Origin of the sequence: Sphingobium sp. JS3065 (assembly GCF_026427355.1) — a bacterium.
Lineage (GTDB): Bacteria > Pseudomonadota > Alphaproteobacteria > Sphingomonadales > Sphingomonadaceae > Sphingobium.
On sequence record NZ_CP102664.1, the window covers coordinates 2,917,501 to 2,942,040 of the forward strand.

Here is a 24,540-nt window from a genome sequence, read left to right on the forward strand (position 1 = left end):
GTAGAGCACTGGATGGATGCGGGGGTCGCGAGATCTACCAACTCTAACCAAACTCCGAATACCAACGAGTCTAGTTCGGCAGACAGACGGCGGGTGCTAAGGTCCGTCGTCAAAAGGGAAACAGCCCTAACCTACAGCTAAGGTCCCCAAGTCACGTCTAAGTGGGAAAGCATGTGGAACTTCCAAAACAACCAGGAGGTTGGCTTAGAAGCAGCCATCCTTTAAAGAAAGCGTAACAGCTCACTGGTCTAAACAAGAGGTTCTGCGGCGAAGATGTAACGGGGCTCAAGACGTGCACCGAAGCTTAGGGTGTGATCTTCATGATCACGCGGTAGCGGAGCGTTCCGTAGGCCGTTGAAGCCATCTGGTAATGGGTGGTGGAGGTATCGGAAGTGCGAATGCAGACATGAGTAGCGATTAACAGTGTGAGATGCACTGTCGCCGAAATTCCAAGGGTTCCTGCTTAAAGCTAATCTGAGCAGGGTAAGCCGGCCCCTAAGACGAGCCCGAAGGGGGTAGTCGATGGGAACCACGTTAATATTCGTGGGCCTGGAGGTGTGTGACGGATGGCGTAACTTGTCTGGCCTTATTGGATTGGTCCAGGCAGGGAAGTTGTCCCAGGAAATAGCCCCTCCGTATAGACCGTACCCTAAACCGACACAGGTGGAATGGTAGAGTATACCAAGGCGTTTGAGAGAAGTATCCTGAAGGAACTCGGCAAATTGCCTCCGTACCTTCGGAAGAAGGAGGCCCCACATGAAGGCAACTTTTTGTGGGGGGCACAGGCCAGGGGGTAGCGACTGTTTAGCAAAAACACAGGGCTCTGCTAAGTCGGCTTCAAGACGACGTATAGGGCCTGACGCCTGCCCGGTGCCTGAAGGTTAAGAGGAGGTGTGCAAGCACTGAATTGAAGCCCAGGTAAACGGCGGCCGTAACTATAACGGTCCTAAGGTAGCGAAATTCCTTGTCGGGTAAGTTCCGACCTGCACGAATGGCGTAACGACTTCCCCACTGTCTCCAGGATATGCTCAGCGAAATTGAATTCTCCGTGAAGATGCGGAGTACCCGCGGTTAGACGGAAAGACCCCGTGCACCTTTACTGCAGCTTCAGAGTGGCATTAGGAAAGAACTGTGTAGCATAGGTGGGAGGCTTTGAAGCCGGGACGCCAGTTCCGGTGGAGCCATAGGTGAAATACCACCCTGTTGTTTTCTGATGTCTAACCTCGCACCGTTATCCGGTGCAGGGACCCTCTGTGGCGGGTAGTTTGACTGGGGCGGTCGCCTCCTAAAGAGTAACGGAGGCGCGCGATGGTGGGCTCAGGACGGTTGGAAACCGTCTGTTAGAGTGCAATGGCATAAGCCCGCCTGACTGCGAGACTGACAAGTCGAGCAGAGACGAAAGTCGGTCATAGTGATCCGGTGGTCCCTCGTGGAAGGGCCATCGCTCAACGGATAAAAGGTACGCCGGGGATAACAGGCTGATGATTCCCAAGAGCTCATATCGACGGAATCGTTTGGCACCTCGATGTCGGCTCATCACATCCTGGGGCTGGAGCAGGTCCCAAGGGTTTGGCTGTTCGCCAATTAAAGTGGTACGTGAGCTGGGTTCAGAACGTCGCGAGACAGTTTGGTCCCTATCTGCCGTGGGCGTCGAAATTTGAGAGGAGTTGACCCTAGTACGAGAGGACCGGGTTGAACATACCTCTGGTGTACCTGTCGTCGTGCCAACGGCGCAGCAGGGTAGCTATGTATGGACGGGATAACCGCTGAAAGCATCTAAGCGGGAAGCCTCCCTCAAGATAAGATTTCTTCGAGCGGTCGTAGACCACGACCTTGATAGGCCGGATGTGGAAGTGTGGTAACATATGAAGCTAACCGGTCCTAATTGCTCTGATCGCGCCTGAGAGTCCCACCATCAATGACAACACTGGAATAAAACCCAGCGTCAGCCATCGAGCGTGGTGATAAGCTCATGCCAGATAACAAACACACATAGCAAAACGTGCACGGCATCGAAAAACCCAAAGCGCAAGCTTCATTGCTTGGTGACCATAGCGTCTGTGACCCACCCGATCCCATCCCGAACTCGGCCGTGAAACCAGTCTGCGCCGATGGTACTGTGGCTCAAGCCCCGGAAGAGTAGGGCGTCGCCAGGCATTGAAGCTCGCGCTTTGAAATAAAAACCCAATCACAAAACAAATGCGGCCTCCGCAGCGATCTCTAGTGTCGCGGGATGGAGCAGCCCGGTAGCTCGTCAGGCTCATAACCTGAAGGTCGTAGGTTCAAATCCTACTCCCGCAACCAGAGGCCGCAAGATACGTCAAGATAGCATACCGCCCTGATGATGGGTTCGGCGCATCGGCCTTTCGGATCGATCCCAACGCACAGCGTTCTTCCATTCGATCCTTTCATAAAAATATGGCGCTAGATCGATTTCCAGTCAGATGGCATCATCTGACGTTTAAGAAATCGCGGTAAAACAAAGGAATAGAGCGGTCGATCTGATTCAATCAGATCGAAAACCGCTTGTCTTATGACATTGCCATCCGTTTGGGTCATGCTGGATTGCCCGGGCCGGGGTGGCCACTCCGGCCCGGGCGGAAGGGGACGGATCGCAAAACCGCGGGTCGTTCAGGAGAGGTGGCCTGGCAAAATTGGACAGTGGGATAAGTGGATTTTCTGCCTGACGGCGGCCAGAGTAGCCGCGAGACAGGAGCAGAGATGAGCAAACGACCACGCCGGAATCACAGCCCGGCATTCAAGGCGAAGGTGGCATTGGCTGCCGTGAAGGGCGAGAAGACGCTGGCCGAGTTGGCGCAGCAGTTTGACGTGCATCCCAACCAGATCACGCAATGGCGCGGGCAACTTCTGGAAGGGGCCGCTGGTGTGTTCGGCAGCGAGACGCGGAACGACGCTGCCGAGCCGGTGATCGACGTAAAGACGCTGCACGCCAAGATTGGCGAACTGACGCTGGTGAACGATTTTTTGTCAGGCGCGCTCGGCAAGGCGGGTCTGTTGCCGAACGCAAAGCGATGATCGATCGATCGCACAGCTTGCCGCTCGCGCGGCAGGCCCGGACACTTGGGATCAGCCGGGGCAGCGTCTATTACCTGCCCAGGCCGGTTTCGGCGGCTGATCTGACGATCATGCGGCGCATCGACGAACTACACCTGGAATTTCCATTCGCGGGCAGTCGGATGCTGCGCGATCTGCTGCGGCAGGAAGGCATCGAGATCGGCCGCCAGCATGTCGCCACGCTGATGAAGAAGATGGCGATCGAAGCGAGTTACCGTCGCCCGAACACATCGAAGCCGACACCAGGGCACAAGATTTACCCCTACCTGCTGCGCAAACTGCCGATTGTGCGGCCCAACCAGGTCTGGGCGACTGACATCAGCTACATCCCGATGGCGAGGGGGTTCGTCTATCTCGTGGCCATCGTTGACTGGTTCAGCCGGAAGGTCCTGGCCTGGCGGGTGTCGATCACGATGGAGGCCGACTTCTGTGTCGAGGCATTGGAGGAAGCGCTCGCGCGCTTCGGAAAACCGGAGATTCTCAACACCGACCAGGGCAGTCAGTTCACTTCGCTCGCCTTCACAAGCGTGCTGCACCGGGAGAAAATCGCCATCAGCATGGACGGGCGGGGCGCATGGCGCGACAATGTGGTGGTCGAGCGCCTGTGGCGCTCGGTGAAATACGAGGAGGTTTATCTGCACGCCTACGGCGGGGTCAGCGAAGCCCGGGGATCGATCGGTCGTTATCTGAGCTTTTACAACGCGAAGAGGCCGCATTCGAGCCTTAGCGCCAAGACCCCGGACCAGGCATATTTTGACAACCTGCCCGTGGCGATGGCAGCATGAATTTGGCCGCCGATATGGGGCGTCACTCCGGTCGGGCTACGCCCTCCTGCATGACGCCCCATATCGGCAGTGCGAGCAAACAATCGGCAGACGGTCCACTTATCCAATGCCGATCGCCGTTCAGACCAACCCGGCCACCTCTAGGGACCGGGTTAGAGTAGGATCGCCCCTTTCTTTTCCATCAGGCCCGAACGGATACCAGGGTTTTGGACCCGGATGACAAGCATGGGCCAGCGGAAAAGATGAGCGACAATCTACCACAGACGATCGGCATCGACATCTCCAAAGCGAGCCTTGATTGCCATGCCTACCCCGCCGGCTTCGAGCGCCAGTTCGCCAACACGGCCAGGGGCCACAAGGCGCTGATCGCCTGGCTACGACAATGGCCGGTCGAACGGATCGCCTATGAGGCAACCGGCACCTATCATCGCGCACTGGAGGCGGCGCTGACCAACTGGCCCTGTGTGAAGCTGCCCGGCGCTTCGCCCAGGCGACTGGCACGCTGGCCAAGACCGATCGCATTGACGCCATCCTGCTGGCTCGTATGGCCGCAACCTTGCAACCACCGGTCAGACCCGCTCGAAGCGCACAGCAGGCCCACATGGCGGAGCTCATCAATGCCCGCGACGGCCTGGTTCGTGACCGCACGGCGCTCAAGAATCGCGAGAAAAATCTCACCATCGCCTTTCTCAAGCGCCAGTGTCGCCAGCGGCTCGAACAAATCGATCGGCATATCGAGGCTCTCGACACCGAGATCTCCAACCTGATCGCCGCCGATGCCGTACTTACGCGCCGGCACCAGATCCTGACCAGCATTGCGGGTGTGGGAACGCTGACCGCCAACCAGCTCATCGCCACCATGCCCGAACTCGGCAGCCTTGAGAACAAACAGGCCGCATCGCTTGCTGGTCTCGCCCCCGTCGCGCGACAGTCCGGACAATGGAAAGGCAAAAGCTTCATCCGTGGCGGACGCGCCAACGTGAGGCAGGCTCTCTATATGCCGGCACTCGTCGCCGCCCGATACAACCCTGACCTCAAGGCCAAGTATCAACAACTCGTCGACGCGGGGAAGCCCGCCAAAATCGCGATCACCGCCGTCATGCGAAAGCTCGTCGTCACCGCAAACGCATTGCTCAAGGCCGATAGGTGCTGGGCACAATCTCAGGGTTGACCATCACGGATACTCTAGTCTCAAAATCAGCCTTGGATGCCGCCACTATGGCGCGATTCCGCCGTTATCCCCGCAAAGCGATCATCGAAATTTGCCGGCCATAATCCGGCTCGTTGCGATGGCATGACCGCCGATAGCTGTAAAAGCGATCGGGCTGGCTGTAGGTATCCTCGTCCAGCAATTCGATCTGGCCGATCCCTTCGCCCGCCAGCCGAGCCGCCACATAGGCCGCGATGTCGAACTGGCAGTGCCCCTCCCGCCCCGCCGTGAAGAAGCGGTCATTTTCCGCATCCTCCGCCGCAAAACGCGCGGCGAAATCGACAGTCACCTCATAGGACGACCGCCCGATGCATGGACCGATCGCGCAGGCGATCCGGCCCCGCGAAGCGCCCAGTGCTTCCATGGCCCCGATTGTGCGGTCAGTGACGCCTGTCAACGCGCCCTTCCATCCGGCATGGGCCGCGCCGATGACGCCTGCCGTCGCATCGGCGAACAACACCGGCACGCAATCCGCCGTGAGAATCCCCAATATCAGTCCTGGCCGATTCGTGACCATGGCGTCAGCCGCGGGCCGGTCGTCGGCGGGAATAGCCGCCGTGACCATGACCACATCGGGCGAGTGAACCTGATGCACCGTCACCAATGTCCCGCCCGGCAACAGCGCATCGCGGGCCAGATCGCGGTTACGCAGCACCGCGTCCCGTTCATCCTCCGACCCCAATCCGACATTCAAACCCGCATGAAGTCCCGTCGAAACGCCACCGCGCCGCCCGGCGAAACCGTGCAAGACATCGCCCAAGCCAGCCGCTCGCAGCAATTCAACCATGCTTCATTTCTCCGGACCTTCCTGGGAAGTGTTTTGAACCATGTCCCAAATGCGCAACATACTTGCGTGCGCCAGATTAGGCGATAGTCTCCGCTTCATCACAAAAGGGGAGCGGCCGCAACGGCCGCCCGGGCAAAAGACATCAAAGATAAAGGGCTCCACCATGATCTTCGGGCGCATAAAGCCACTAGACGCGATATTGGCCACTGCCGAAAAGAAATCGCTCGTCCGCACATTGGGGCCGGTTCAACTGACGCTATTGGGGGTCGGCGCCATCATCGGCACCGGCATTTTCGTCCTGACCGCAGCCGCCGCGCAAAAGGCGGGGCCGGGCATGATGTGGAGTTTCATGATCGCGGGCGCCGTCTGCGCCTTCGCCGCGCTCTGCTATTCCGAAATCGCCTCCATGGTGCCGGTGTCCGGTTCCGCATACACCTACACCTATGCCGTCGTAGGGGAACTGCTCGCCTGGATGGTGGGCTGGGCGCTCATCCTGGAATATGCGGTCGCGGCCAGCGCCGTTTCGGTGGGCTGGTCCGGCTATTTTATGGGACTTCTCAAAAGTATAACCGGGCTTGAACTGCCACAGGCACTCGCCGCGGGGCCGGTCTGGACGATGAACGGCCTGATTCCCCACGCCGACTTCACCCATGGCGTCATCAATATTCCCGCCATCGTCGTGGCGCTGGCAGTGACGGCCCTGCTGGTCGTCGGCACCACCGAAAGCGCCCGGGTCAACGCCGTGCTCGTCGCCATCAAGGTGACCGCGCTGACCGCCTTCATCATTCTGACGCTGCCTGCACTCGAAACTGGCAATTTCTCACCCTTCGCGCCCAATGGCTGGTTCGGTCCGGAAGGCACCAGCGGCATGGGCATCGTCGGCGCCGCAGCATCGATCTTCTTCGCCTATGTCGGCTTCGACGCGGTGTCGACCGCAGCCGAGGAAACCAAGAATCCGCAACGCAACGTCCCCATCGGCCTGATCGGCAGCCTTGCGCTATGCACCGTCTTCTACCTGCTGGTGGCGGCCGGCGCGATCGGCGCGATCGGTGCGCAGCCCGTGCTGGGTCCGGACGGTTCGGTGGTCGCCCCCGGATCGCAGGGCTTTGCCGCCGCCTGCGCCACCGCCGCCCATGCCCAGGATCTCGTCTGCTCCAACGAAGCGCTGGCCCATGTGCTGCGATCGATCAACTGGACGGTGGTCGGCAATGCGCTGGGTCTGGCCGCCAATCTCGCGCTGCCGTCCGTCATCCTGATGATGATGTTCGGTCAGACCCGCATCTTCTTCGTGATGGCGCGCGACGGCCTGCTGCCTGAAAAGCTCGCCAGCATCCACCCGCGGTTCAAGACGCCCCATGTCGTCACCATCGTGACCGGCATCTTCGTCGCCATCGGCGCCGCACTGCTGCCCGTGGGCCAGCTTGCGGACATCTCCAATTCCGGCACGCTCTTCGCCTTCTTCATGGTGTCCATCGCCGTGTTGGTGCTGCGCGTGAAGGAACCGGGGCGGGCGCGTCCGTTCCGCACGCCGGGGGTTTGGGTGATCGCGCCGACGGCGGCCTTCGGCTGCGTCTTCCTCTTCTTCAACCTGCCCGTCGACGCGCAGCTTGTCCTGCCGGTCTGGGGCGGCCTGGGCCTCATACTCTATTTCGTCTATGGCTATCGCAAGAGCCATGTCGGGCGCGGCCTGGTCGAAATCCATGAACAGGATGTCGGCATTCCGCCGCAGCCGGTGCCGCCCATGCCGGGCGCGCCCACGCCGGGCGGCCAGGACGCTTGATGGAAGGGGGGCGGACACCGCCCCCTTTTTTCTACCGCAGGGTTTCGAATTCGGTATTGCGCAGTCCCGCAAGGTGGGGGCGGGTGAATAATTTCCCCCGTTCCGCCCAGGCGACGATCACGAAGGAGAGCGAGCCGAACACCGCCAGTCCCAAAGTCAGCGGCAATGTCGTCCCATCGAAGGCGAGGCCGATCAGGCTGCCGAGCGCGCTGGACAAGGCCGTGGTCAAAAACGCCTGGAAGGAGGAGGCGACGCCTGCCCCCCTCGCGAAGGGTTCCATCGAAATGGCGCTGAAATTGGACGCGGTGAAGGCGACCGTCATCATCGTGCACGACTGCAGGATCATGAAGCTGACAATCGTCTCATGGCCCGCCAGGATCACCGCCAGATGCACCGCATTGATCAGCACAAGGCACAGCAGCGCCGTCTGGCTCAATCGCCGCGCGCCGAAGCGGGAAACGAGGCGGCTGTTGAGCAGGCTGCCGACCCCCATGCTGCCCGCGATGGCAGCGAAGGCGAAGGGGAAAATCTCCTGCGCCCCGAAAATGTCGAAAAATATCTGCTGCACGGACAGAATGAAGCCGATCAGGCCGCCCATCACCACCCCGCTCGCCAGCATATAGCCGATCGAACTGCGCGTGCGGAAGATCGACCCGACCGTCCGGAAAATGACGCCCGCGCTGATCCGCAAGCGATTTTCAGGCAGCAGCGTTTCCGGCAGGCGCGTCATCATCCACAGCAGCAGCAGCGTCGCCAGAATCGCCAGCGCCCAGAATATCCAGCGCCAGGGGGCGATCCATAATATCGCCTGACCGAAAGCCGGCGCCATCACGGGGATCAGCATGAACACGGCGAAGATCAGCGACATGACCCGCGCCATCGCATCGCCCCTGAAGCGGTCGCGGATGATGCTGACGGTGATGACGCGGCTGGCGCCGGCGAAGAAACCGGCGCAGGCGCGCCCCGCCAGCATCGTGGCGAAGCTGTGCGCCCAGGCGCAGGCGATGGAGGAGAGGATGAACAGCACCATGGCGCTGCCCAGCACGCGCTTCCGCCCGAATCGGTCGGACAGCACGCCGAACAGCAGCGATCCGACCCCCAGCCCCAGAAAATAGACGCTGATGATCAACTGCCGGTCATTGGGATGCGGAACCTTCAAGTCCTGGCCGATGGCGGGCAGGGCTGGCAGCATCGGGTCGATGGACAGGGCGTTGATCGCCATCAGGCACGCGCAGAGTATGACGAACTCGCGGAAAGCAATGTCCTTTTTCGGCTGTTCTCCGGGGATTTCGCGATGATCTGTCATGCCGGTGGCTATGGGGACAATCGAACGCTCGCGCCACCCTTTTAGTGCTGTGAGGAGGCGTTAACGCCCCTCACGTCCGCCCGACGGCAATTGCGACAATATTTGGTATAAAAGACGTTAACCATTTTTTATCCATCGCCGGTGCAGCCTGCCCCTCATCGAAAACCATCTAGTCGAAATCCATGAGGGGGATTCGGTCATGGCGAATGGTCTGAAAAGCGCGCAGTTTCTGATGGAGAGCCGTCTTTCGGGCGCGGCGAGCGGAACCGCGGAAGCCTGTTTCGATCTGGGGGTCGCCTATAGCTGCGGCACTGGCGGCCTGCCCGTCGACCTGATCGAGGCGCATAAATGGTTCAACCTGGCCGCCCTGAAGGGCAGCGAGGAAGGCCAGACGATGCGGGCGGAAGTGGCCGGGGAAATGTCGGCGCGCGAAATCGCCGAAGCCCAGCGTCAGGCCCGCGCCCTGATCGCGACGACGCAGTTGCGCGCCGCCTGAGAGCGTCTCCACTGGAGTGGAAACGCTCCCGTCCTTGGCTTCCGCAATCGAATCCGGGCGTCTCTATGCCGTTGCCTTTTCCAGTGCCGGATAATCGACATAGCCTTCCGCGCCCTGGCTGTAAAAGGTCGCCATGTCCGGGTTGTTGAGCGGCGCGTTGATCAGCAGGCGTTTCGGCAGGTCCGGATTGGCCATGAAGGCGCGGCCGAAGCTCACGCCGTCCGCCAGGCCGCTGTCCAGATCCCGTTGCGCCCGCTCCAGATCATAATCGCTGTTCAGGATCAGCGGCCCGGAAAAATGCTGGCGGATGACCGGCGACTGGCGCGGTACGTCGGTGCGGCCGAAGGTGCCGTCCGGTCCCGGTTCCCGCAGTTCGAGAAAGGCGATGCCGATCCGCTGCAAAGCCTCCGCCGCCGCCGCGAACAACGACGAGGGGTCGCTGTCGTCGACGCCCTGCGAATCGCCATTGGGCGACAGGCGCACCGACACGCGCTCGGCGCCGATGGCGTCGACCACCGCCTGCGTCACCTCCCGCAACAGGCGGATGCGGTTCTCGATCGATCCGCCATAATCGTCGTCCCGATGGTTGCTGCCGTCGCGCAGGAACTGGTCGATCAGATAGCCGTTCGCGGCATGGATCTGCACGCCGTCGAAACCGGCGGCGACGGCGTTTTTCGCTGCGTGGGCATAATCCGCGATCACGCCGGGAATTTCATCGATGCCCAGCGGCCGCGCCACCTCATAGGGTTGCTTGCCTTCATAGGTGTGCGCATTGCCCGGCACGGCGCTGGCGCTGGCCGACACGGGCTGTTCGCCGGTCACGCTGCTGTGCACCGCGCGCCCCATATGCCAGAGTTGCGCAACGATCCGCCCGCCTGCCTCATGCACGGCCGTCGTGACCGGCCGCCACGCGGCGACCTGCTTGTCCGACCAGAGTCCCGGCGCGTAGGGCCAGCCCAGGCCCTGCCGCGAAATGCCCGTCGCCTCGCTGATGATCAGGCCCGCCGAGGCGCGCTGCCGATAATATTCCGCCATGATCGGGGTGGGAACATGGTCGCGGGTCGCGCGGCTGCGCGTCAGCGGCGCCATCAGCACGCGGTTGGGCGCATGGATCGCGCCGAGTTGCAGCGGTTCGAACAGATTGGCCATGAAAATTTTCCCTCTTAAAAGTTGCATATTGCAACGGGAATGCCTGCCAAAGCCAGCTAAGAAGCCATCAAGGCTGCTTCAACCCCTCTTTCCTGTTGAGCGATACCAAGATTTGCTATCCCCGCATTGATTTTGGCTAATGTCATCCTGCGGCTGGACCCGCGCCGGCGCTTGTGCGCCCGCCCTGCCGGGCGTAATAGCCTGTCATGACCCCGACGCACCAGGACATGACGCTGGACGAAGTCCGCGCCGCGCTTGCCCCGATCCTGCCCCGCCACGCCGCCTTCGACGGTTGGCGGGCGGAAGCGGTCGCCATGGCGGCGGAGCAGTGCGCCATCGATGCCGATATTGCCGCGCTGGCCTTTCCCGGCGGCGCGATGGACATGATCGACGCCTGGTTCGCCAGCATCGATGCGCGCATGCTGGAGGCGTTGCCGCCGGAAAAGCTGGCTGCCCTGTCGATTCGCAAACGCATCATCTCGCTTGTCGAAACCCGCCTGACCCTGCTGGCCCGCGACCGCGAGGCGCTGCGCCGGACCCAGGCGATCCTGGCCATGCCGCGCAACGCCGCCCGCGCCGTGAAGCTGGGCTGGCGCGCGGCGGACGCCATGTGGCGCGCGGCGGGCGACGAGACGACCGACCTCAACCATTATACGAAGCGGCTGACGCTGGCGGGCGTCTATGCCGCGACCCTGCTGGTCTTCGTCGATGACGAGAGCGAGGATTGGGCGGAAACCCGGGCTTTCCTGGCCCGCCGGATAGAGGGCGTGATGCGGTTCGAGCGCGCCAAGGCCCAGTGGAAGGGTATCGGCGGCGGCGAACGGCTGAGCCTGGCCCGTTTCGTCGGGCGGCTGCGTTACCCCGCCATATGACCGGCGCGGGCCGGCAAGGATTCGCGCTGGTCTTTTCCAATCGGTATTGATAGTCACTCGCAGAAGTAAATGACGAGTGCCTTACCCTTGCGCCTGACCGACCTGCCGCTGCGCCAACCCGCTTATGTGGACCTGATCGACTGGAACGCCCTGTCCGCATCCGACGGCCAGCGGCTCCGCGAATTCGGCCTGTGCGAAGGCGCCAGCGTCGAGGCGCTGCACCATGGCGGCCTGTTGGGACGCGGCCCCATCGCCTGCAAGGTCGGCCGCATGACCATCGCCATGCGCCGCAACCACGCCGCCGCCATCACGGTGCGCACGGGACCGCAGGAAGAAGCTGGGCCGCAGGAAGAAGACGCATGACCGGCCTGCCGCTGATCGCGCTGGTCGGCAATCCCAATGCCGGCAAGAGCGCCCTGTTCAACGCCCTGACCGGCGCCCGACAGAAGCTGGGCAATTATCCCGGCGTCACGGTGGAGCGCAAGGCGGGCCGCTTTTCCCTGTCCGACGGCCGACCGATCGAACTGGTCGACCTGCCCGGCACCTACAGCCTCAATCCCGCCAGTCCGGACGAACAGGTGACCCGCGACGTCATATTGGGCAAGCAGGAGGGCGAACGCCTGCCCGACGCGCTGGTGGTGGTGGTCGACGCCTCCAATCTGGACAACCATCTCCGCTTCGCGCTGGAGCTGATCGCGCTTGGCCTGCCAACCATCGTGGCGCTCAACATGGTCGACCTTGCCACACGCGACGGGCTGGAACTGGACGCCCATATCCTCTCCCGCGAACTGGGCGTGCCGGTGATCTCCACCGTCGCGGTGCGCAAGCGCGGCCTCGATCATCTGCGCGCCGAACTGGAATCCATGCTGGACGGCAGCGCGGGCAGGGTTCGTTCCTCCAGCGAGCAGCCCGATTTCGAAGGGCTGCGCAAGGAAGCGCGCCGCATCGCCCGCGCCGCCATCGTGCGCGAAACCCCGTCCCGCCGCATGACCGCCGCCGTCGACCGGGTGCTGCTGCAACCCGTCGCCGGTTTCCTGATCCTGATGGCGTTGCTGTTCGTGATGTTCCAGGCGGTGTTCAGTTGGGCCGCCGCGCCCGCCGACCTGCTGGAAGGATGGGTCACGGCGCTGGGCGAAACCATCACGGCCACGCTGCCGCCAGGCATCCTCCACGACTTCCTGCTGCAGGGCGTCATCGGTGGGGTCGGCGCGGTGGTGGTGTTCCTGCCGCAGATCCTGATCCTCTTCTTCTTCATCCTGATGCTGGAGGCGACCGGCTATATGGCCCGCGCCGCCTTCCTGATGGATGCGCTGATGGCGCGGGTCGGCCTGTCGGGCCGGGCCTTCATTCCGCTGCTCTCCTCCTTCGCCTGCGCTGTGCCGGGGATCATGGCGACCCGCACCATCTCCGACCCGAAGGACCGGCTGACCACCATATTGATCGCGCCGCTGATGACCTGCTCGGCGCGGCTGCCGGTCTATGGCCTGATCATCGCCGCCTTCATCCCGGCGCGCAGCGTGGGACCGGGTGTCGGTCTCCAGGGGCTGGTCCTCTTCCTCCTCTATGTCGCCGGCATCGTCGGCGCGATGGTGGCGGCCTGGGCGCTGCGCCTGACCGTGACCAAGGGGCAGAGCGGCGGTTTCCTGATGGAGATGCCGAAATATCAATGGCCCCGCCCGCAGGATATCCTTATCGGCCTGTGGCAGCGCGCCGTCATCTTCCTGAAGCGCGCTGGCACCATCATCCTGATGACCAATATCATCCTCTGGGTGCTGGCCAGCTTCCCGCAGGCGCCCGCAGGCGTCCGCCAGAGCGAATACAGCATTGCGGGGCGGATCGCGGGCGGCATCCATGTGCTGGTGGAGCCGATCGGCTTCAATCGCGACATCAGCCTCGCGCTGCTCCCCTCCATGGCGGCGCGGGAGGTCGCGGTGTCGGCCATCGCCACCGTCTATGCGATCGACGCGGGCGATGACGAGGATGCGCTGAACCGCACATTGGGCGAGCGGTTGCAGGGGCGTTGGTCGCTGGCGACGGCGCTCGCCTTCCTCGCCTGGTTCGTCTTCGCGCCGCAATGCATTTCCACCATCGCCGTCACTCGCCGCGAAACCAACGGCTGGAAATGGCCGTTGTTCATGATGGGCTATCTGTTCGCGCTGGCCTATGCCGCCGCCGGGTTCACCTATTGGGCGGCGGTTTCGGCGGGTTTGGGGTAGCGTCCGCCTGAGAGCCTTCTATAAGGGCCTGGTAACGCTTCGGAGGAAACATGGCGGGTTCGGTCAACAAGGTCATTCTGGTGGGCAATCTGGGCGCGGACCCGGAAGTCCGCAGCTTCCAGAATGGCGGCAAGGTGTGCAACATCCGCATCGCGACGTCCGAAAGCTGGAAAGACCGCAACAGCGGGGAGCGTAAAGAGCGCACCGAATGGCACAGCGTCGCGATCTTCTCCGAAGGTCTGGCGGGCGTCGCCGAACGCTATCTGCGCAAGGGCAGCAAGGTCTATATCGAAGGCAAGTTGCAGACCCGCAAGTGGCAGGACCAGTCGGGCAATGACCGCTATACCACCGAAGTCGTGTTGCAGGGCCCCAGCGCCGTGCTGACCATGCTCGACGGAGCGCCGGGCGGCGGCGGTGGTGGCCGTTCGCAGGGTGGTGGCGACTGGAGCGGTGGATCGAGCGGCTTCGGCGGCGGCGATTATGACGATTTCGGCGGCGGCGGCTCCGGTTCTGGGGCCAGCCGTTCATCGGGCGGCGGGCGCGGCGGCGCGGGCGGCCCTAATTTCGACAATGACCTGGATGACGAAGTGCCGTTCTGACGCTTTCCGCCTTCGATCAAAAAAAACGCCCTCGCCGTTCGGCCGGGGCGTTTTTTTATGGGTCGGTTCGATGGGCGTCAAACGCTAATCCTCATCCTCAGTCGGGCCAAGACTGTCTTCTTCATCGTCCATCTGCGGCTCTCCGGCGAAGGCATCGGTATCGATCCGTCCCGACCTGACCATTTCCTTCATCTTGTCCACCAGATCGGGGGTATCGTCGGGCAATATCTGCGCTGGATTGGCCTTGCCGCCATGTTCGCTGTCCCCGGCCGGATCGGTCGAACGGACCCGCGCATCGTCGGCCACATCCTGCGCCTGCGAACCGCGCTCGGCTTGCTCGCTATTCTCCTCGTCCGGGTCGGGGAAGCGGTTCTTGTCGGCATCGTCCATCGCCTGTCTCCTTCCCCCCATCAACGGGTCAACCATGCGGCTGTTCCGCGCCGCATAAAGCCTCTGGACAGCATCCTGCCGACCGGGCAAGAGCCGCCGATCCTTTCCGTCCATCGCTCTTCGCTCCGCACAAAGGGAATATCATGCCCCGCCAGCTCATTTCCTCCGGCTCGCCTTTCGAGGCGCAGGTCGGCTATTCGCGCGCCGTCGTCCAGGGCGACTGGTGCTTCGTCGCCGGCACCACCGGCACCGATCCCGAAACCAAGGCGATGCCCGAAAGCGTGGTCGAGCAGGGCAGGAACGCGCTGAAGGTCATCGGCCGTGCGCTGGAAGAGGCGGGATTCTCCTTCGCCGACGTCGTCCGCGTGACCTATTACATCACGGACCCCGCCTATTGGGACGTGCTGGGCGAAGCGACCGCGCCGGTCTTCGGGGAAATCCGCCCCGCCGCAAGCTGCATCGTCACCGGCCTGATCAAGCCGGAGATGAAGATCGAGATCGAAGTCACCGCTTTCAAAGGATGACAGCCATGCTGACCATGTACGGCATCAAAAATTGCGACACGATCAAGAAGGCGCGCAATTTCCTCGACAATAGCGGCAAGCCCTACAGCTTCCACGATTACAAGGTTTCGGGCGTCGATGAGGCGGCGCTGCGCGGTTGGGTCGGGGAACATGGATGGGAAACGATCCTCAACCGGTCCGGCACGACCTTCAAGGCGCTGGATGCCGGGGACAAGGCCCATATCGACGCGGACAAGGCGGTGCAATTGATGATGGGCAACCCGTCCATGATCAAGCGCCCGATCCTGGACCTGGGCGACCGCACCATCGTCGGCTTCAAGGCGACCACCTATGAGGACGCTCTGGAGGGCGTGAAGGCATGATCCTGGGGAGGATGCTCCAGACGATTGCCATCCTCCTCCTGACCCTCGCTACGGCGGCGCCCGTGATGGCGGAACCTTTCATCATCGCCCATCGCGGGGCCAGCGGCGAGCGGCCCGAACATACGCTCGCCGGTTACGAACGCGCCATCGACCAGGGCGCGGACTATATCGAACCCGATCTGGTGCTGACCAGTGACGGCATCCTCGTCGCCCGGCATGAAAATGAGATCGGGGGTACCACGGACGTCGCCGATCATCCCGAATTCGCCGCCCGCAGGACCAGCAAGACCATCGACGGCCAGCCCGTCACCGGCTGGTTTACGGAGGATTTCACCCTGGCGGAACTGCGCACCCTGCGCGCCCGCGAGCGCTTGGCCGAACTTCGTTCCGCCAACAGCCGCTTCAACGACCTTTACCCCATCCCCACCTTCGAGGAGATATTGAAGCTGGTCCGCGCCAAGGAAGCGGAAACCGGCCGCCGCATCGGCCTTTATCCCGAAACCAAGCATCCCGGCTATTTCGCTGGCATCGGCCTGCCGCATCAGGCGCCGCTGCTCGCGCTGCTCGGCAAATATGGCTACCAGACAGAGGCTGATCCGGTCTTCATCCAGTCGTTCGAGGTCGGCAATCTGAAGGCCCTGCGCGCCCTGTCGCGCCTGCGCCTGATCCAGCTCGTCTATAGCGAGGGCGGTCCCGCCGATGAGCCGGGCGTAACCTATGCCGACATGTTGACGACGCAGGGGCTGAAGCAGATCGCGGACTATGCCGACGGCATTGGCCCGGCGACCGCCATGGTGCTGGCGCCGGAAGGCCCGACGGGTCTGGTCGAGCGCGCGCATCAGGCGGGGTTGGAAGTCCATGTCTGGACGCTGCGCATGGAAAACGGCTTCCTGCCCGCCGCCTTCCAGCGCCCCGACGATCCGCAGGGCCGGGGCGATTTTTCCGGCTATGTCCGGGCGGTCGCCCGCACCGGGGTCGACGCCATGTTCAGCGATTTTCCGAAACAGGCGCGTGACGCGCTGAATCCCGCGCCTTGATGACTTGTCAAATCCTCGGCGGGGGCGAATAACAGCCCTATGCTTTCGCAGAAGACCCGTTACGCTATCCGCGCCCTCCAGCATCTCGCAGACCGTTACCGGCAAGGACCGGTGCCCCTGAACGAGATCGCCACGCGCCAGAATATCCCGTCCAAATTCCTGACGGTGATCCTGTCGGAACTGGCGCGGGAAGGGCTGGTGGCGACGCAGCGCGGGCGCGACGGGGGCTATTGGCTGGCGCTGGCGCCGGTCGACATCAGCTATGGCGACATCGTCCGGCTGACGCGGGGGTCGCTGGCGCTCACGCCCTGCGCCAGCCGCTTCGCGCACGAGACCTGCACCAATTGCCTGCCCGAATCGGAATGCCGCCTGCATCGCGTGATGCTGCGCGTGCGCGACGAAACGGCCAAGGTGCTGGACAGCATCAGCCTGGCGGAACACTTCTCGACAGAGGATACAGCCTAAGCCTTGCGCCCGGCCCGCAGCTTCGCCACATCAACGGCATGACGAATCCGCCCCTTAAAGCCGCCCTGATCCCCGTCACCCCGCTTCAGCAGAATTGCACGCTCTTCTGGTGCACGGCGACCAATCGGGGCGCTTTCGTCGATCCGGGCGGCGATCTTCCCATGCTGAAAAAGGCGGCGGAACAGCATGGCGTCACCATCGAGAAGATCCTGGTCACCCACGGCCATATCGACCATTGCGGCCAGGCGGGCATGCTCGCCCGCGACCTTGGCGTACCGATCGAAGGCCCGCATGAGGCCGACCGCTTCTGGATCGACAGGCTCGGCGAAGACGGCGCCCAATATGGCATCGAGGGCGAAAGCTTCGAACCCGACCGCTGGCTACAGGACGGCGACCGGGTGACGGTGGGCGATCTGACGCTCGACGTCTATCATTGCCCCGGCCACACGCCGGGCCATGTCGTCTTCCACCACGCCCCCAGCAAGCTCGCCGTCGTGGGTGACGTGCTGTTCCAGGGGTCGATTGGCCGAACCGACTTCCCTATGGGCAATCATCAGGATCTGATCGACGCGATCACCGGCAAGCTCTGGCCCCTGGGCGGCGATACGGCCTTCGTCCCCGGCCATGGCCCGATGAGCAACTTCGCCCATGAACGCCGCACCAATCCCTTCGTGGCGGATTCCGTCCTGGCCTGATCCTACCGAATCATCGCCATGGCGGGCGGCGCAGGCACCTCTCGCGTCGCCCCATAGGCGATGATGAGCGCCGTCGCCGCCATCCCGACCATCACAAGCCAGGTCAGCGTCGCCCCGCCGCCGCGCCACACCGTCGGCTTGTCCGCATCCATGCCGAATGCGTGGGCGATTCGCGCCACCACCAGAATCAGCGCCGCGCCCCACAGCCAGATCGACGTGCCGACCGCCAGTTCCACCAGTGCGAAGAGAATCAGCGTCACCGGCACATATTCGACGAAATTGGCGTGCGCCCGCATCCGCTTGACCAGCAGCGTGCTGCCGCCATCGCCATGCAGCACCTGGTCCGCGATCCGGATTCGCGTGCAGCGTATCCCCAGCCACATATTGAGCAGCGCGCAGGCCCCCGCCAGAGTCAGCGTGATCGGCAGCAACATCGGATTTCCCCCCGTTTATCGTGATGTCGCCAGAATAGGGCGCCACGGCGAAGGGGCAAGAAGGACTTGCGCACGGGTCAAAAAACGCTATAGGCGCAGGGCTTCGCGATCATCCGGGCCGCATGGGTCTGCGGCGCCGTTGGCGTCCGCATCCATACGGAACTGGCCAGTCGCACTAAACGATCAATTACGGAATAAGGTGCCGACATGGCTGTCCCCAAGAGGAAAACGTCCCCCTCCCGTCGCGGCATGCGCCGCAGCCACGATTCGCTGCGCGTCGAAGCGTTCCAGGAATGCTCGAACTGCGGCGAACTGAAGCGCCCGCACAATCTGTGCGACGCCTGCGGCCATTATAACGGTCGCGAAATCGTCGCCGTCGGGGCCTGACGACTAAGAATTTCTCCTGAAAAGGGTGCGTTAACTTGTCCAGCCAACCGCGAATCGCAATCGACGCGATGGGCGGGGATGAAGGCGTGCGCGTGATGATGGCGGGCGTGGCGCTCGCCCGTCGCCGTCACGATGGGCTGCGCTTCACCCTTTTCGGAGACGAAGCGCGGATCAAGTCCGCGCTCGACAACCACCCCAATCTGCGCGCCGCATCGGAAATCGTCCACGCGCCCGATGTCGTGGATGCGGGCGACAAGCCCAGCGTAGCCGTTCGCAAGAAGACCAGCTCCATGAGCATGGCCATCGCGGCGGTGAAGGCGGGTGATTGCGGCGCGGCTGTCTCCTCCGGCAATACCGGCGCGCTGATGGCGATGGCGAAGCTGGCCCTGCGCACCATGAAGGGCGTCGACCGGCCCGCGCTGGCCGCCATGCTGCCGACGCTCGGCGACAATGACGTGGTCATGCTGGACCTGGGCGCCAACACCGAATGCGATGCGCGCAACCTGGTGCAGTTCGCGGTGATGGGCGCGGCCTATGCCCGCATCGCCCTTGACCTCGAACGCCCTCGCGTCCGGCTGATGAACATCGGCACGGAGGAGATGAAGGGGACGGAGGAAATCCGCGACGCCGCCGCGATCCTGCGCGCCGCGACCAGCCTGCCGCTGTCCTTCGAAGGCTTCACCGAAGGCGACAAGATCGGCCGGGGCGATGTCGACGTCATCGTGTCGGACGGCTTTTCCGGCAATGTCGCCTTGAAGACGGCGGAGGGCACGGCCCGTTTCGTCACCGACCTGCTGCGCACCGCCTTCACCAGCTCGATCCGCTCGAAACTGGGCTTTCTGATCTCCAAGCCGGCGATGCATCTGCTGCGCCACCATCTTGACCCCAACAACCATAATGGGGCCGTCTTCCTGGGCCTCAACGGCGTCGTGGTGAAGAGCCATGGCAGCGCCAACGACAAGGGGGTGGCCAATGCCGTCCATGTCGCCGCGCGCCTGCTGGAAGAAGACATCACCCGGCGCATCGCCGCCGACATGCATGGGATCGAGGGGCTGACCGCCCCCGCATCCAGGATGGAGCTGCCCGCAAAGTGATCCGCCGATCCGTTCTCCTGGGCACGGGCTCCGCCCTGCCGGTCCGCTCCGTCAGCAATGCCGAACTGGCGGAAACCGTGGACACGAGCGACGAATGGATCGTCGAGCGCACGGGCATCCGCACCCGCTACATAGCGGGCGAGGGCGAAACCACCGCCACGCTCGCCACGGACGCTGCCAGGGCCGCGCTGGAATCCGCGGGCATGTCCGCGCAGGACATCGACCTCATCATCCTGGCGACGGCAACACCCGACCAGACCTTTCCTGCCTCCGCCACCATCGTTCAGGCTGCGCTGGGCATCGACGATTGCGTCGCCTTCGACGTGGCGGCGGTCTGTTCCGGCTTCCTCTACGCCATCACCGTGGCGGACAGCATGATCTGCTCCGGCGCGGCGCGCAATGCGATCGTGATCGGTTCGGAAACCTTCAGCCGCATTCTCGACTGGGAAGACCGGACCACCTGCGTCCTTTTCGGCGACGGCGCGGGGGCGGTCGTGCTGGGCGCGGAGGAAAGCGCTGACGGCAAGCGCGGCATCCTCGCCTCGAAACTCCATGCCGACGGCCGCCACAACCAGCTTCTCTATGTCGACGGCGGCCCCTCCACTACGCAGACGGTCGGCAAGCTGCGCATGAAGGGGCAAGAAGTCTTCCGCCACGCCGTCACCAACCTGGCCTCGGTACTGACCGAAGTGATGGCCGCCGCCGACATGACCCCGGCGGACATCGACTGGCTGGTCCCGCATCAGGCCAATGCCCGCATCCTGGACGCCACCGCGCGGAAGCTGAAGCTGGCGCGGGAAAAGGTGGTGATGACGGTGGACCGCCATGCGAACACCTCCGCCGCGTCGGTGCCCCTGGCGCTCGATCTCGCCATGCGGGACGGGCGCATCAAGGCCGGCGACCTGCTGGTGCTGGAAGCGATGGGCGGCGGCTTCACCTGGGGCGCCTGCGTTCTGCGGGTATAGACGGGTTCGGCCCTTTCCGGCCCCGCATTTTCGCGCCGCCGTCATGTCCCTTACACGCTTGCCGCAACGGTCAAGCGGGACTAGAGGGCTGCGGCAAGCCTGAACGCGGCACCCGAACAGCAGGAAGCACCTTCATGTCAGACGTCACCATCAAACGCGCCCTTCTTTCCGTGTCGGACAAGTCCGGCCTCATCGAACTGGGCCAGGCGCTGGGCAAGCATGGCGTGGAACTGGTGTCGACCGGCGGCACGGCCAAGGCGCTGCGCGACGCGGGTCTTGCCGTGAAGGATATCTCCGACCTCACCGGCTTCCCGGAAATGATGGACGGCCGCGTCAAAACGCTGCATCCCAAGGTGCATGGCGGCCTGCTCGCCGTGCGCGACAATCCCGATCATGTCGCCTCCATGCAGCAGCATGAAATCGGCGCGATCGACCTGGTCGTCGTCAACCTCTATCCCTTCGCCGCCACTGTCGCCAAGGGCGCGGAGCGCGAGGAAATCATCGAGAATATCGACATTGGCGGCCCCTCCATGGTCCGCTCCGCCGCGAAGAATCATGAGAGCGTGGCGATCGTCACCGACCCCGCCGACTATGCCCGCCTGATCGCGGAAATGGAGGAAAAGGGCGGCGCGACCAGCTACGACTTCCGCCGGATGCTGGCGGCCAAGGCCTATGCCGCCACCGCCGCCTATGACTCGATGATCGCAAGCTGGTTCGCCTTCGCCGATCAGGGCGTGCAGTTCCCCGAAACCCTCGCCGTGTCGAGCAAGCTGGGTTCGACCCTGCGCTATGGCGAGAATCCGCACCAGTCGGCGGCGCTGTATCTGCCGGTCGGCCCTTCGGCGAAGGGCATCGCCCAGGCGAAGCAGATCCAGGGCAAGGAACTCAGCTACAATAATTACAACGACGCCGACGCCGCGCTGGAACTGGTCAGCGAATTCCGCGACGGGCCGCCGACCGTCGTCATCGTCAAGCACGCCAATCCCTGCGGCGTGGCGACCGGCAATACGCTGATCGAGGCCTATGAAGCCGCGCTCGCCTGCGACAGCGTCTCGGCCTTCGGCGGCATCATCGCCGTGAACCGCCCGCTCGACGGCCCGACCGCCGAAGCGATCAGCGGTATCTTCACCGAAGTCGTCGCCGCGCCCGACGCGGACGAGGATGCCAAGGCGATCTTCGCGAAGAAGAAGAACCTCCGCCTGCTGCTGACCGGTGCACTGCCCGATCCGGCGCGTCCCGGCCTTCAGATCAAGAGCATCGCCGGCGGGCTGCTGGTGCAGGGCCGCGACAATGGCCGCATCAGCCGCGACCAGTTGAAGGTCGTGACCAGGCGCGCTCCGACCGAACAGGAACTGAGCGACTGCCTGTTCGCCTGGACCGTCGCAAAGCATGTGAAGTCCAACGCCATCGTCTATGCGAAGGACAACGGCACCGCAGGCATCGGCGCGGGGCAGATGAACCGTCTCGAATCCGCCCGCATCGCCGCGTGGAAGGCCAGGGACGCTGCCGAAAAGGCGGGCTGGAGCGAAGCCCGCACCATCGGATCGGCGGTCGCCTCCGACGCTTTCTTCCCCTTTGCCGACGGCCTGCTGGCAGCGGTCGAGGCGGGTGCGACGGCGGTGATCCAGCCGGGCGGATCGATCCGCGATGACGAGGTGATCGCCGCCGCCGATGAAGCGGGCCTCGCCATGGTCTTCACCGGCATGCGCCACTTCCGTCACTGATCGTAAAATGACGCGGGTGCGAAGGTGGATTCGATCCTTTCGCATCCGCAAAAATAGCGGTTTTCAGCCAATTTCCGTGAACTGGCCCTTTCCAACGGCCTGCACGAAGCCTATTTGGGAACATGACCCTTCTCCCATGTCAGGCGAGGGGCGGACCGACTTAGTTCGACAGGAGAATATAGGATGACCAGAAAGACGCTGGTGGCGCTTGCCGCCGCTATGGTTCTCGCGCTGCCCGCCGCCAATGCCTTTGCCGGCATCAACGACATGGATGTGGTCGTCGACGGCCGCACAGGCGCGGAAACCCGCAGCATCGCGGTATCGATGGCTGATCTCAACCTGACCAGCACGCATGGCGCGCGCATGGCCGATTCGCGCATCACCAAGGCCGCCAAGAAGGTGTGCGGCTGGATGAGCGGATCGATCCTGCCCGAAACGCCTGATTATCGCGCCTGTTTCGGCGAAGCGCTGGACGGCGCCCGCACGGACCTTGATACGTTGATCCAGTCGCAGCGTCAGGGCTGATCCCGAAGACCGGAGCCGGCGGCCTGATGGTTGCCGGCACCCTCTGAACTTGCATTTTTACCGGGCATTAACTACTCCTTAGAAGATTTTCTTCACCTAGATCGGCGAAGGATTTCATCGGGGGGCCTTGGATGCCGCAGAACGACCACAATGTGGATGTCGCCATTATTGGCGCGGGTCCGGCTGGCCTTACCGCTGCTTATTTGCTGACCAAAAAAGGTTATTCGGTCCGGGTGATCGAAAAGGATCCCGTCTATGTTGGCGGGATCAGCCGAACGGTGGAATGGGAGGGCTTTCGTTTCGACATTGGCGGCCATCGCTTCTTTTCCAAGTCGAAGGAGGTCGTCGACCTCTGGAACGAAATCCTGCCCGATGATTTCATCCAGCGCCCCCGGATGAGCCGCATCTATTATGAGGGCAAATTCTACAGCTATCCGCTGCGCGCCTTCGAAGCGCTCGGCAATCTGGGCATCTGGCGCTCGACGCTCTGCATGGCGAGTTTCGCCAAGGCAAAGCTGTTCCCCAATCGCGACGTCCGCTCCTTCCAGGACTGGACCGTCAACGCCTTCGGCCACAAGCTGTTCTCCATCTTCTTCAAAACCTATACGGAGAAGGTCTGGGGCATGCCCTGCGACGAGATGTCGGCGGACTGGGCGGCGCAGCGCATCAAGGGCCTGTCGCTCTGGGGCGCGGTCGTGGACGGCCTGAAGCGGTCGCTCGGCCTCAACAGGCGGCCCAATGACGGCATGGCGACCAAGACGCTGCTGGAAAGCTTCCGCTATCCGCGCCTCGGCCCCGGCATGATGTGGGACGCGGCGCGCGATTTCGTGGTGGAGGGCGGCAATCAAGTGCTGATGGCCCATAGCCTGGACCAGCTTTCGCAGGATCAGGCCAACGGTCGCTGGCGCATGGTCGCGCAGGGACCGGACGGCGAAGTCGCGATCAACGCCGCCCATGTCATCAGTTCCGCGCCGATGCGCGAACTGGCCGGGCGCATCCATCCGCTGCCTGCGACGCTGGGCCATGCGATGGAACTCAAATATCGCGACTTCCTGACCGTGGCGCTGATGGTGAAGGGTCGGGATATCTTCCCCGACAACTGGATCTACATCCACGACAGCAAGGTGAAGGTCGGCCGCATCCAGAATTTCCGGAGCTGGTCGCCCGAAATGGTGCCCGATCCGGACCTGGCCTGCGTCGGCCTGGAATATTTCTGTTTCGAGGGCGACGGCCTCTGGTCGGCGAGCGACGCCGATCTGATCGACCTGGCGAAGAGGGAAATGGCGATCCTTGGCCTGTGCGATCCCGGCGATGTCGTTGGCGGCGCGGTGGTGCGGCAGGAAAAGGCCTATCCGGTCTATGACGACAGCTATGCCGCCAATGTCCTCGCCACGCGGACGGAGTTGCAGCGGCTTTACCCCACGCTGCATCTGGTCGGCCGCAACGGCATGCACCGCTACAATAATCAGGACCATGCGATGATGACGGCGATGCTGACCGTCCGCAACATCGAGGCGGGCGAACAGCTTTACGACATTTGGGCGGTCAATGAAGACGCCGAATATCATGAGGCGGGGGAGGAAGGCCAGGACGCAGCCGGACAGCACGCCGCCCTGTCGAGCGAACGCCTGGTGCCCAACCGATTGAAGGCGGCCTGACCGAC

Annotated in this window: 23 protein-coding genes, 1 tRNA gene, 2 rRNA genes and 1 pseudogene (1 of these 27 only partly in view); 22 read left to right on the forward strand and 5 right to left on the reverse strand. The window is 63.1% G+C overall.

Features of this window, described 5'->3' with window-relative positions; all coding sequences use genetic code 11:
• From NUH86_RS14285 to NUH86_RS14305, 5 genes and pseudogenes are all read left to right on the forward strand, one after another.
• A 23S ribosomal RNA gene (locus NUH86_RS14285) occupies positions 1–1,905 on the forward strand (it extends 891 nt beyond the left edge of the window).
• Between the two features lie 136 nt (positions 1,906–2,041).
• A 5S ribosomal RNA gene (gene rrf / locus NUH86_RS14290) occupies positions 2,042–2,156 on the forward strand.
• Positions 2,157–2,227: 71 nt separating this feature from the next.
• A tRNA-Met gene (locus tag NUH86_RS14295) sits at positions 2,228–2,304 on the forward strand.
• A gap of 417 nt (positions 2,305–2,721) precedes the next feature.
• Positions 2,722–3,860, forward strand: a protein-coding gene (locus tag NUH86_RS14300) for an IS3 family transposase (RefSeq protein WP_267249575.1) whose coding sequence is annotated in 2 segments (ribosomal slippage) — positions 2,722–2,980 and positions 2,980–3,860 — 1,140 coding nt in all. Because the reading frame shifts where the segments join, the coding sequence is not laid out codon by codon here.
• Between the two features lie 242 nt (positions 3,861–4,102).
• Positions 4,103–5,031 (forward strand): annotated as a pseudogene (locus NUH86_RS14305) (IS110 family transposase).
• A gap of 64 nt (positions 5,032–5,095) precedes the next feature.
• On the opposite strand, the gene pgeF reads toward NUH86_RS14305, so the two are convergent.
• Positions 5,096–5,857, reverse strand: a complete 762-nt coding sequence (pgeF, locus tag NUH86_RS14310) for a peptidoglycan editing factor PgeF (RefSeq protein ID WP_267250113.1) — start codon at positions 5,855–5,857, stop codon at positions 5,096–5,098.
• Positions 5,858–6,020: 163 nt separating this feature from the next.
• On the opposite strand from pgeF, the gene NUH86_RS14315 reads away from it, so the two are divergent.
• The gene (locus tag NUH86_RS14315; protein ID WP_267250114.1) at positions 6,021–7,637 is read left to right on the forward strand and encodes an amino acid permease; all 1,617 of its coding nucleotides are present in this window, start codon (positions 6,021–6,023) and stop codon (positions 7,635–7,637) included.
• Between the two features lie 31 nt (positions 7,638–7,668).
• Here NUH86_RS14315 and NUH86_RS14320 read toward each other — a convergent pair whose 3' ends face one another.
• The gene (locus tag NUH86_RS14320) at positions 7,669–8,943 is read right to left on the reverse strand and encodes a multidrug effflux MFS transporter (protein ID WP_267250115.1); all 1,275 of its coding nucleotides are present in this window, start codon (positions 8,941–8,943) and stop codon (positions 7,669–7,671) included.
• 199 nt (positions 8,944–9,142) lie between these two features.
• On the opposite strand from NUH86_RS14320, the gene NUH86_RS14325 reads away from it, so the two are divergent.
• Positions 9,143–9,439 (forward strand): SEL1-like repeat protein, encoded by a 297-nt coding sequence (locus tag NUH86_RS14325; RefSeq protein ID WP_267250116.1) that lies wholly within the window; start codon positions 9,143–9,145, stop codon positions 9,437–9,439.
• Between the two features lie 63 nt (positions 9,440–9,502).
• Here NUH86_RS14325 and NUH86_RS14330 read toward each other — a convergent pair whose 3' ends face one another.
• Entirely contained in the window at positions 9,503–10,588 is a 1,086-nt protein-coding gene (locus tag NUH86_RS14330; RefSeq protein WP_267250117.1) for an alkene reductase, read from the reverse strand.
• 206 nt (positions 10,589–10,794) lie between these two features.
• Between NUH86_RS14330 and NUH86_RS14335 the strand changes: the two genes are divergently transcribed.
• The 4 genes from NUH86_RS14335 (at position 10,795) to ssb (ending at position 14,275) form a co-directional block, all read left to right on the forward strand.
• On the forward strand, positions 10,795–11,460 hold the full coding sequence (locus NUH86_RS14335) for a COQ9 family protein (protein ID WP_267250118.1): 666 nt from the start codon (positions 10,795–10,797) through the stop codon (positions 11,458–11,460).
• Between the two features lie 87 nt (positions 11,461–11,547).
• Positions 11,548–11,823, forward strand: coding sequence for a FeoA family protein (locus NUH86_RS14340; RefSeq protein WP_267252151.1), 276 nt, complete (start codon positions 11,548–11,550; stop codon positions 11,821–11,823).
• On the forward strand, positions 11,820–13,676 hold the full coding sequence (gene feoB / locus NUH86_RS14345; RefSeq protein ID WP_267250119.1) for a ferrous iron transporter B: 1,857 nt from the start codon (positions 11,820–11,822) through the stop codon (positions 13,674–13,676). The genes NUH86_RS14340 and feoB overlap by 4 nt, the downstream gene beginning before the upstream one ends.
• 50 nt (positions 13,677–13,726) lie before the next feature.
• The gene (gene ssb / locus NUH86_RS14350; RefSeq protein WP_267250120.1) at positions 13,727–14,275 is read left to right on the forward strand and encodes a single-stranded DNA-binding protein; all 549 of its coding nucleotides are present in this window, start codon (positions 13,727–13,729) and stop codon (positions 14,273–14,275) included.
• An 84-nt stretch (positions 14,276–14,359) separates the two neighbouring features.
• Here ssb and NUH86_RS14355 read toward each other — a convergent pair whose 3' ends face one another.
• Positions 14,360–14,665, reverse strand: a complete 306-nt coding sequence (locus tag NUH86_RS14355; RefSeq protein ID WP_267250121.1) for a hypothetical protein — start codon at positions 14,663–14,665, stop codon at positions 14,360–14,362.
• A 143-nt stretch (positions 14,666–14,808) separates the two neighbouring features.
• On the opposite strand from NUH86_RS14355, the gene NUH86_RS14360 reads away from it, so the two are divergent.
• Genes NUH86_RS14360 through NUH86_RS14380 form a run of 5 tightly spaced genes read left to right on the forward strand, consistent with a single transcriptional unit; the run spans position 14,809 to position 17,748 of the window.
• A complete protein-coding gene (locus NUH86_RS14360; RefSeq protein ID WP_267250122.1) occupies positions 14,809–15,189 on the forward strand; it encodes a RidA family protein in 381 nt (126 codons plus the stop codon).
• A gap of 5 nt (positions 15,190–15,194) precedes the next feature.
• Positions 15,195–15,551: an ArsC family reductase gene (locus NUH86_RS14365; protein ID WP_267250123.1), complete on the forward strand. Its 357-nt coding sequence runs from the start codon at positions 15,195–15,197 to the stop codon at positions 15,549–15,551.
• An 11-nt stretch (positions 15,552–15,562) separates the two neighbouring features.
• Positions 15,563–16,588 (forward strand): glycerophosphodiester phosphodiesterase, encoded by a 1,026-nt coding sequence (locus tag NUH86_RS14370; RefSeq protein WP_267252152.1) that lies wholly within the window; start codon positions 15,563–15,565, stop codon positions 16,586–16,588.
• A gap of 39 nt (positions 16,589–16,627) precedes the next feature.
• The gene (locus NUH86_RS14375) at positions 16,628–17,053 is read left to right on the forward strand and encodes an RrF2 family transcriptional regulator (protein WP_267250124.1); all 426 of its coding nucleotides are present in this window, start codon (positions 16,628–16,630) and stop codon (positions 17,051–17,053) included.
• A 38-nt stretch (positions 17,054–17,091) separates the two neighbouring features.
• Positions 17,092–17,748, forward strand: a complete 657-nt coding sequence (locus NUH86_RS14380) for an MBL fold metallo-hydrolase (RefSeq protein ID WP_267250125.1) — start codon at positions 17,092–17,094, stop codon at positions 17,746–17,748.
• 2 nt (positions 17,749–17,750) lie between these two features.
• On the opposite strand, the gene NUH86_RS14385 is transcribed toward NUH86_RS14380, so the two are convergent.
• Positions 17,751–18,182: an MAPEG family protein gene (locus tag NUH86_RS14385; protein WP_267250126.1), complete on the reverse strand. Its 432-nt coding sequence runs from the start codon at positions 18,180–18,182 to the stop codon at positions 17,751–17,753.
• 207 nt (positions 18,183–18,389) lie between these two features.
• Here NUH86_RS14385 and rpmF point away from each other — a divergent pair, with 207 nt between their 5' ends.
• From rpmF to NUH86_RS14415, 6 genes are all read left to right on the forward strand, one after another.
• Positions 18,390–18,569 carry a 50S ribosomal protein L32 gene (gene rpmF, locus NUH86_RS14390; protein ID WP_024021087.1) on the forward strand — a complete coding sequence of 60 codons (180 nt, stop codon included), beginning with the start codon at positions 18,390–18,392 and terminating at the stop codon, positions 18,567–18,569.
• A gap of 68 nt (positions 18,570–18,637) precedes the next feature.
• Positions 18,638–19,663, forward strand: coding sequence for a phosphate acyltransferase PlsX (gene plsX / locus NUH86_RS14395; RefSeq protein ID WP_267252153.1), 1,026 nt, complete (start codon positions 18,638–18,640; stop codon positions 19,661–19,663).
• A complete protein-coding gene (locus NUH86_RS14400) occupies positions 19,660–20,628 on the forward strand; it encodes a beta-ketoacyl-ACP synthase III (protein WP_267250127.1) in 969 nt (322 codons plus the stop codon). The genes plsX and NUH86_RS14400 overlap by 4 nt, the downstream gene beginning before the upstream one ends.
• A gap of 134 nt (positions 20,629–20,762) precedes the next feature.
• Positions 20,763–22,352 carry a bifunctional phosphoribosylaminoimidazolecarboxamide formyltransferase/IMP cyclohydrolase gene (gene purH, locus NUH86_RS14405; protein WP_267250128.1) on the forward strand — a complete coding sequence of 530 codons (1,590 nt, stop codon included), beginning with the start codon at positions 20,763–20,765 and terminating at the stop codon, positions 22,350–22,352.
• Between the two features lie 183 nt (positions 22,353–22,535).
• Entirely contained in the window at positions 22,536–22,877 is a 342-nt protein-coding gene (locus NUH86_RS14410; RefSeq protein ID WP_267250129.1) for a UrcA family protein, read from the forward strand.
• Positions 22,878–23,008: 131 nt separating this feature from the next.
• Positions 23,009–24,535, forward strand: a complete 1,527-nt coding sequence (locus tag NUH86_RS14415; RefSeq protein WP_267250130.1) for an NAD(P)/FAD-dependent oxidoreductase — start codon at positions 23,009–23,011, stop codon at positions 24,533–24,535.
• Positions 24,536–24,540: the final 5 nt, after the last annotated feature.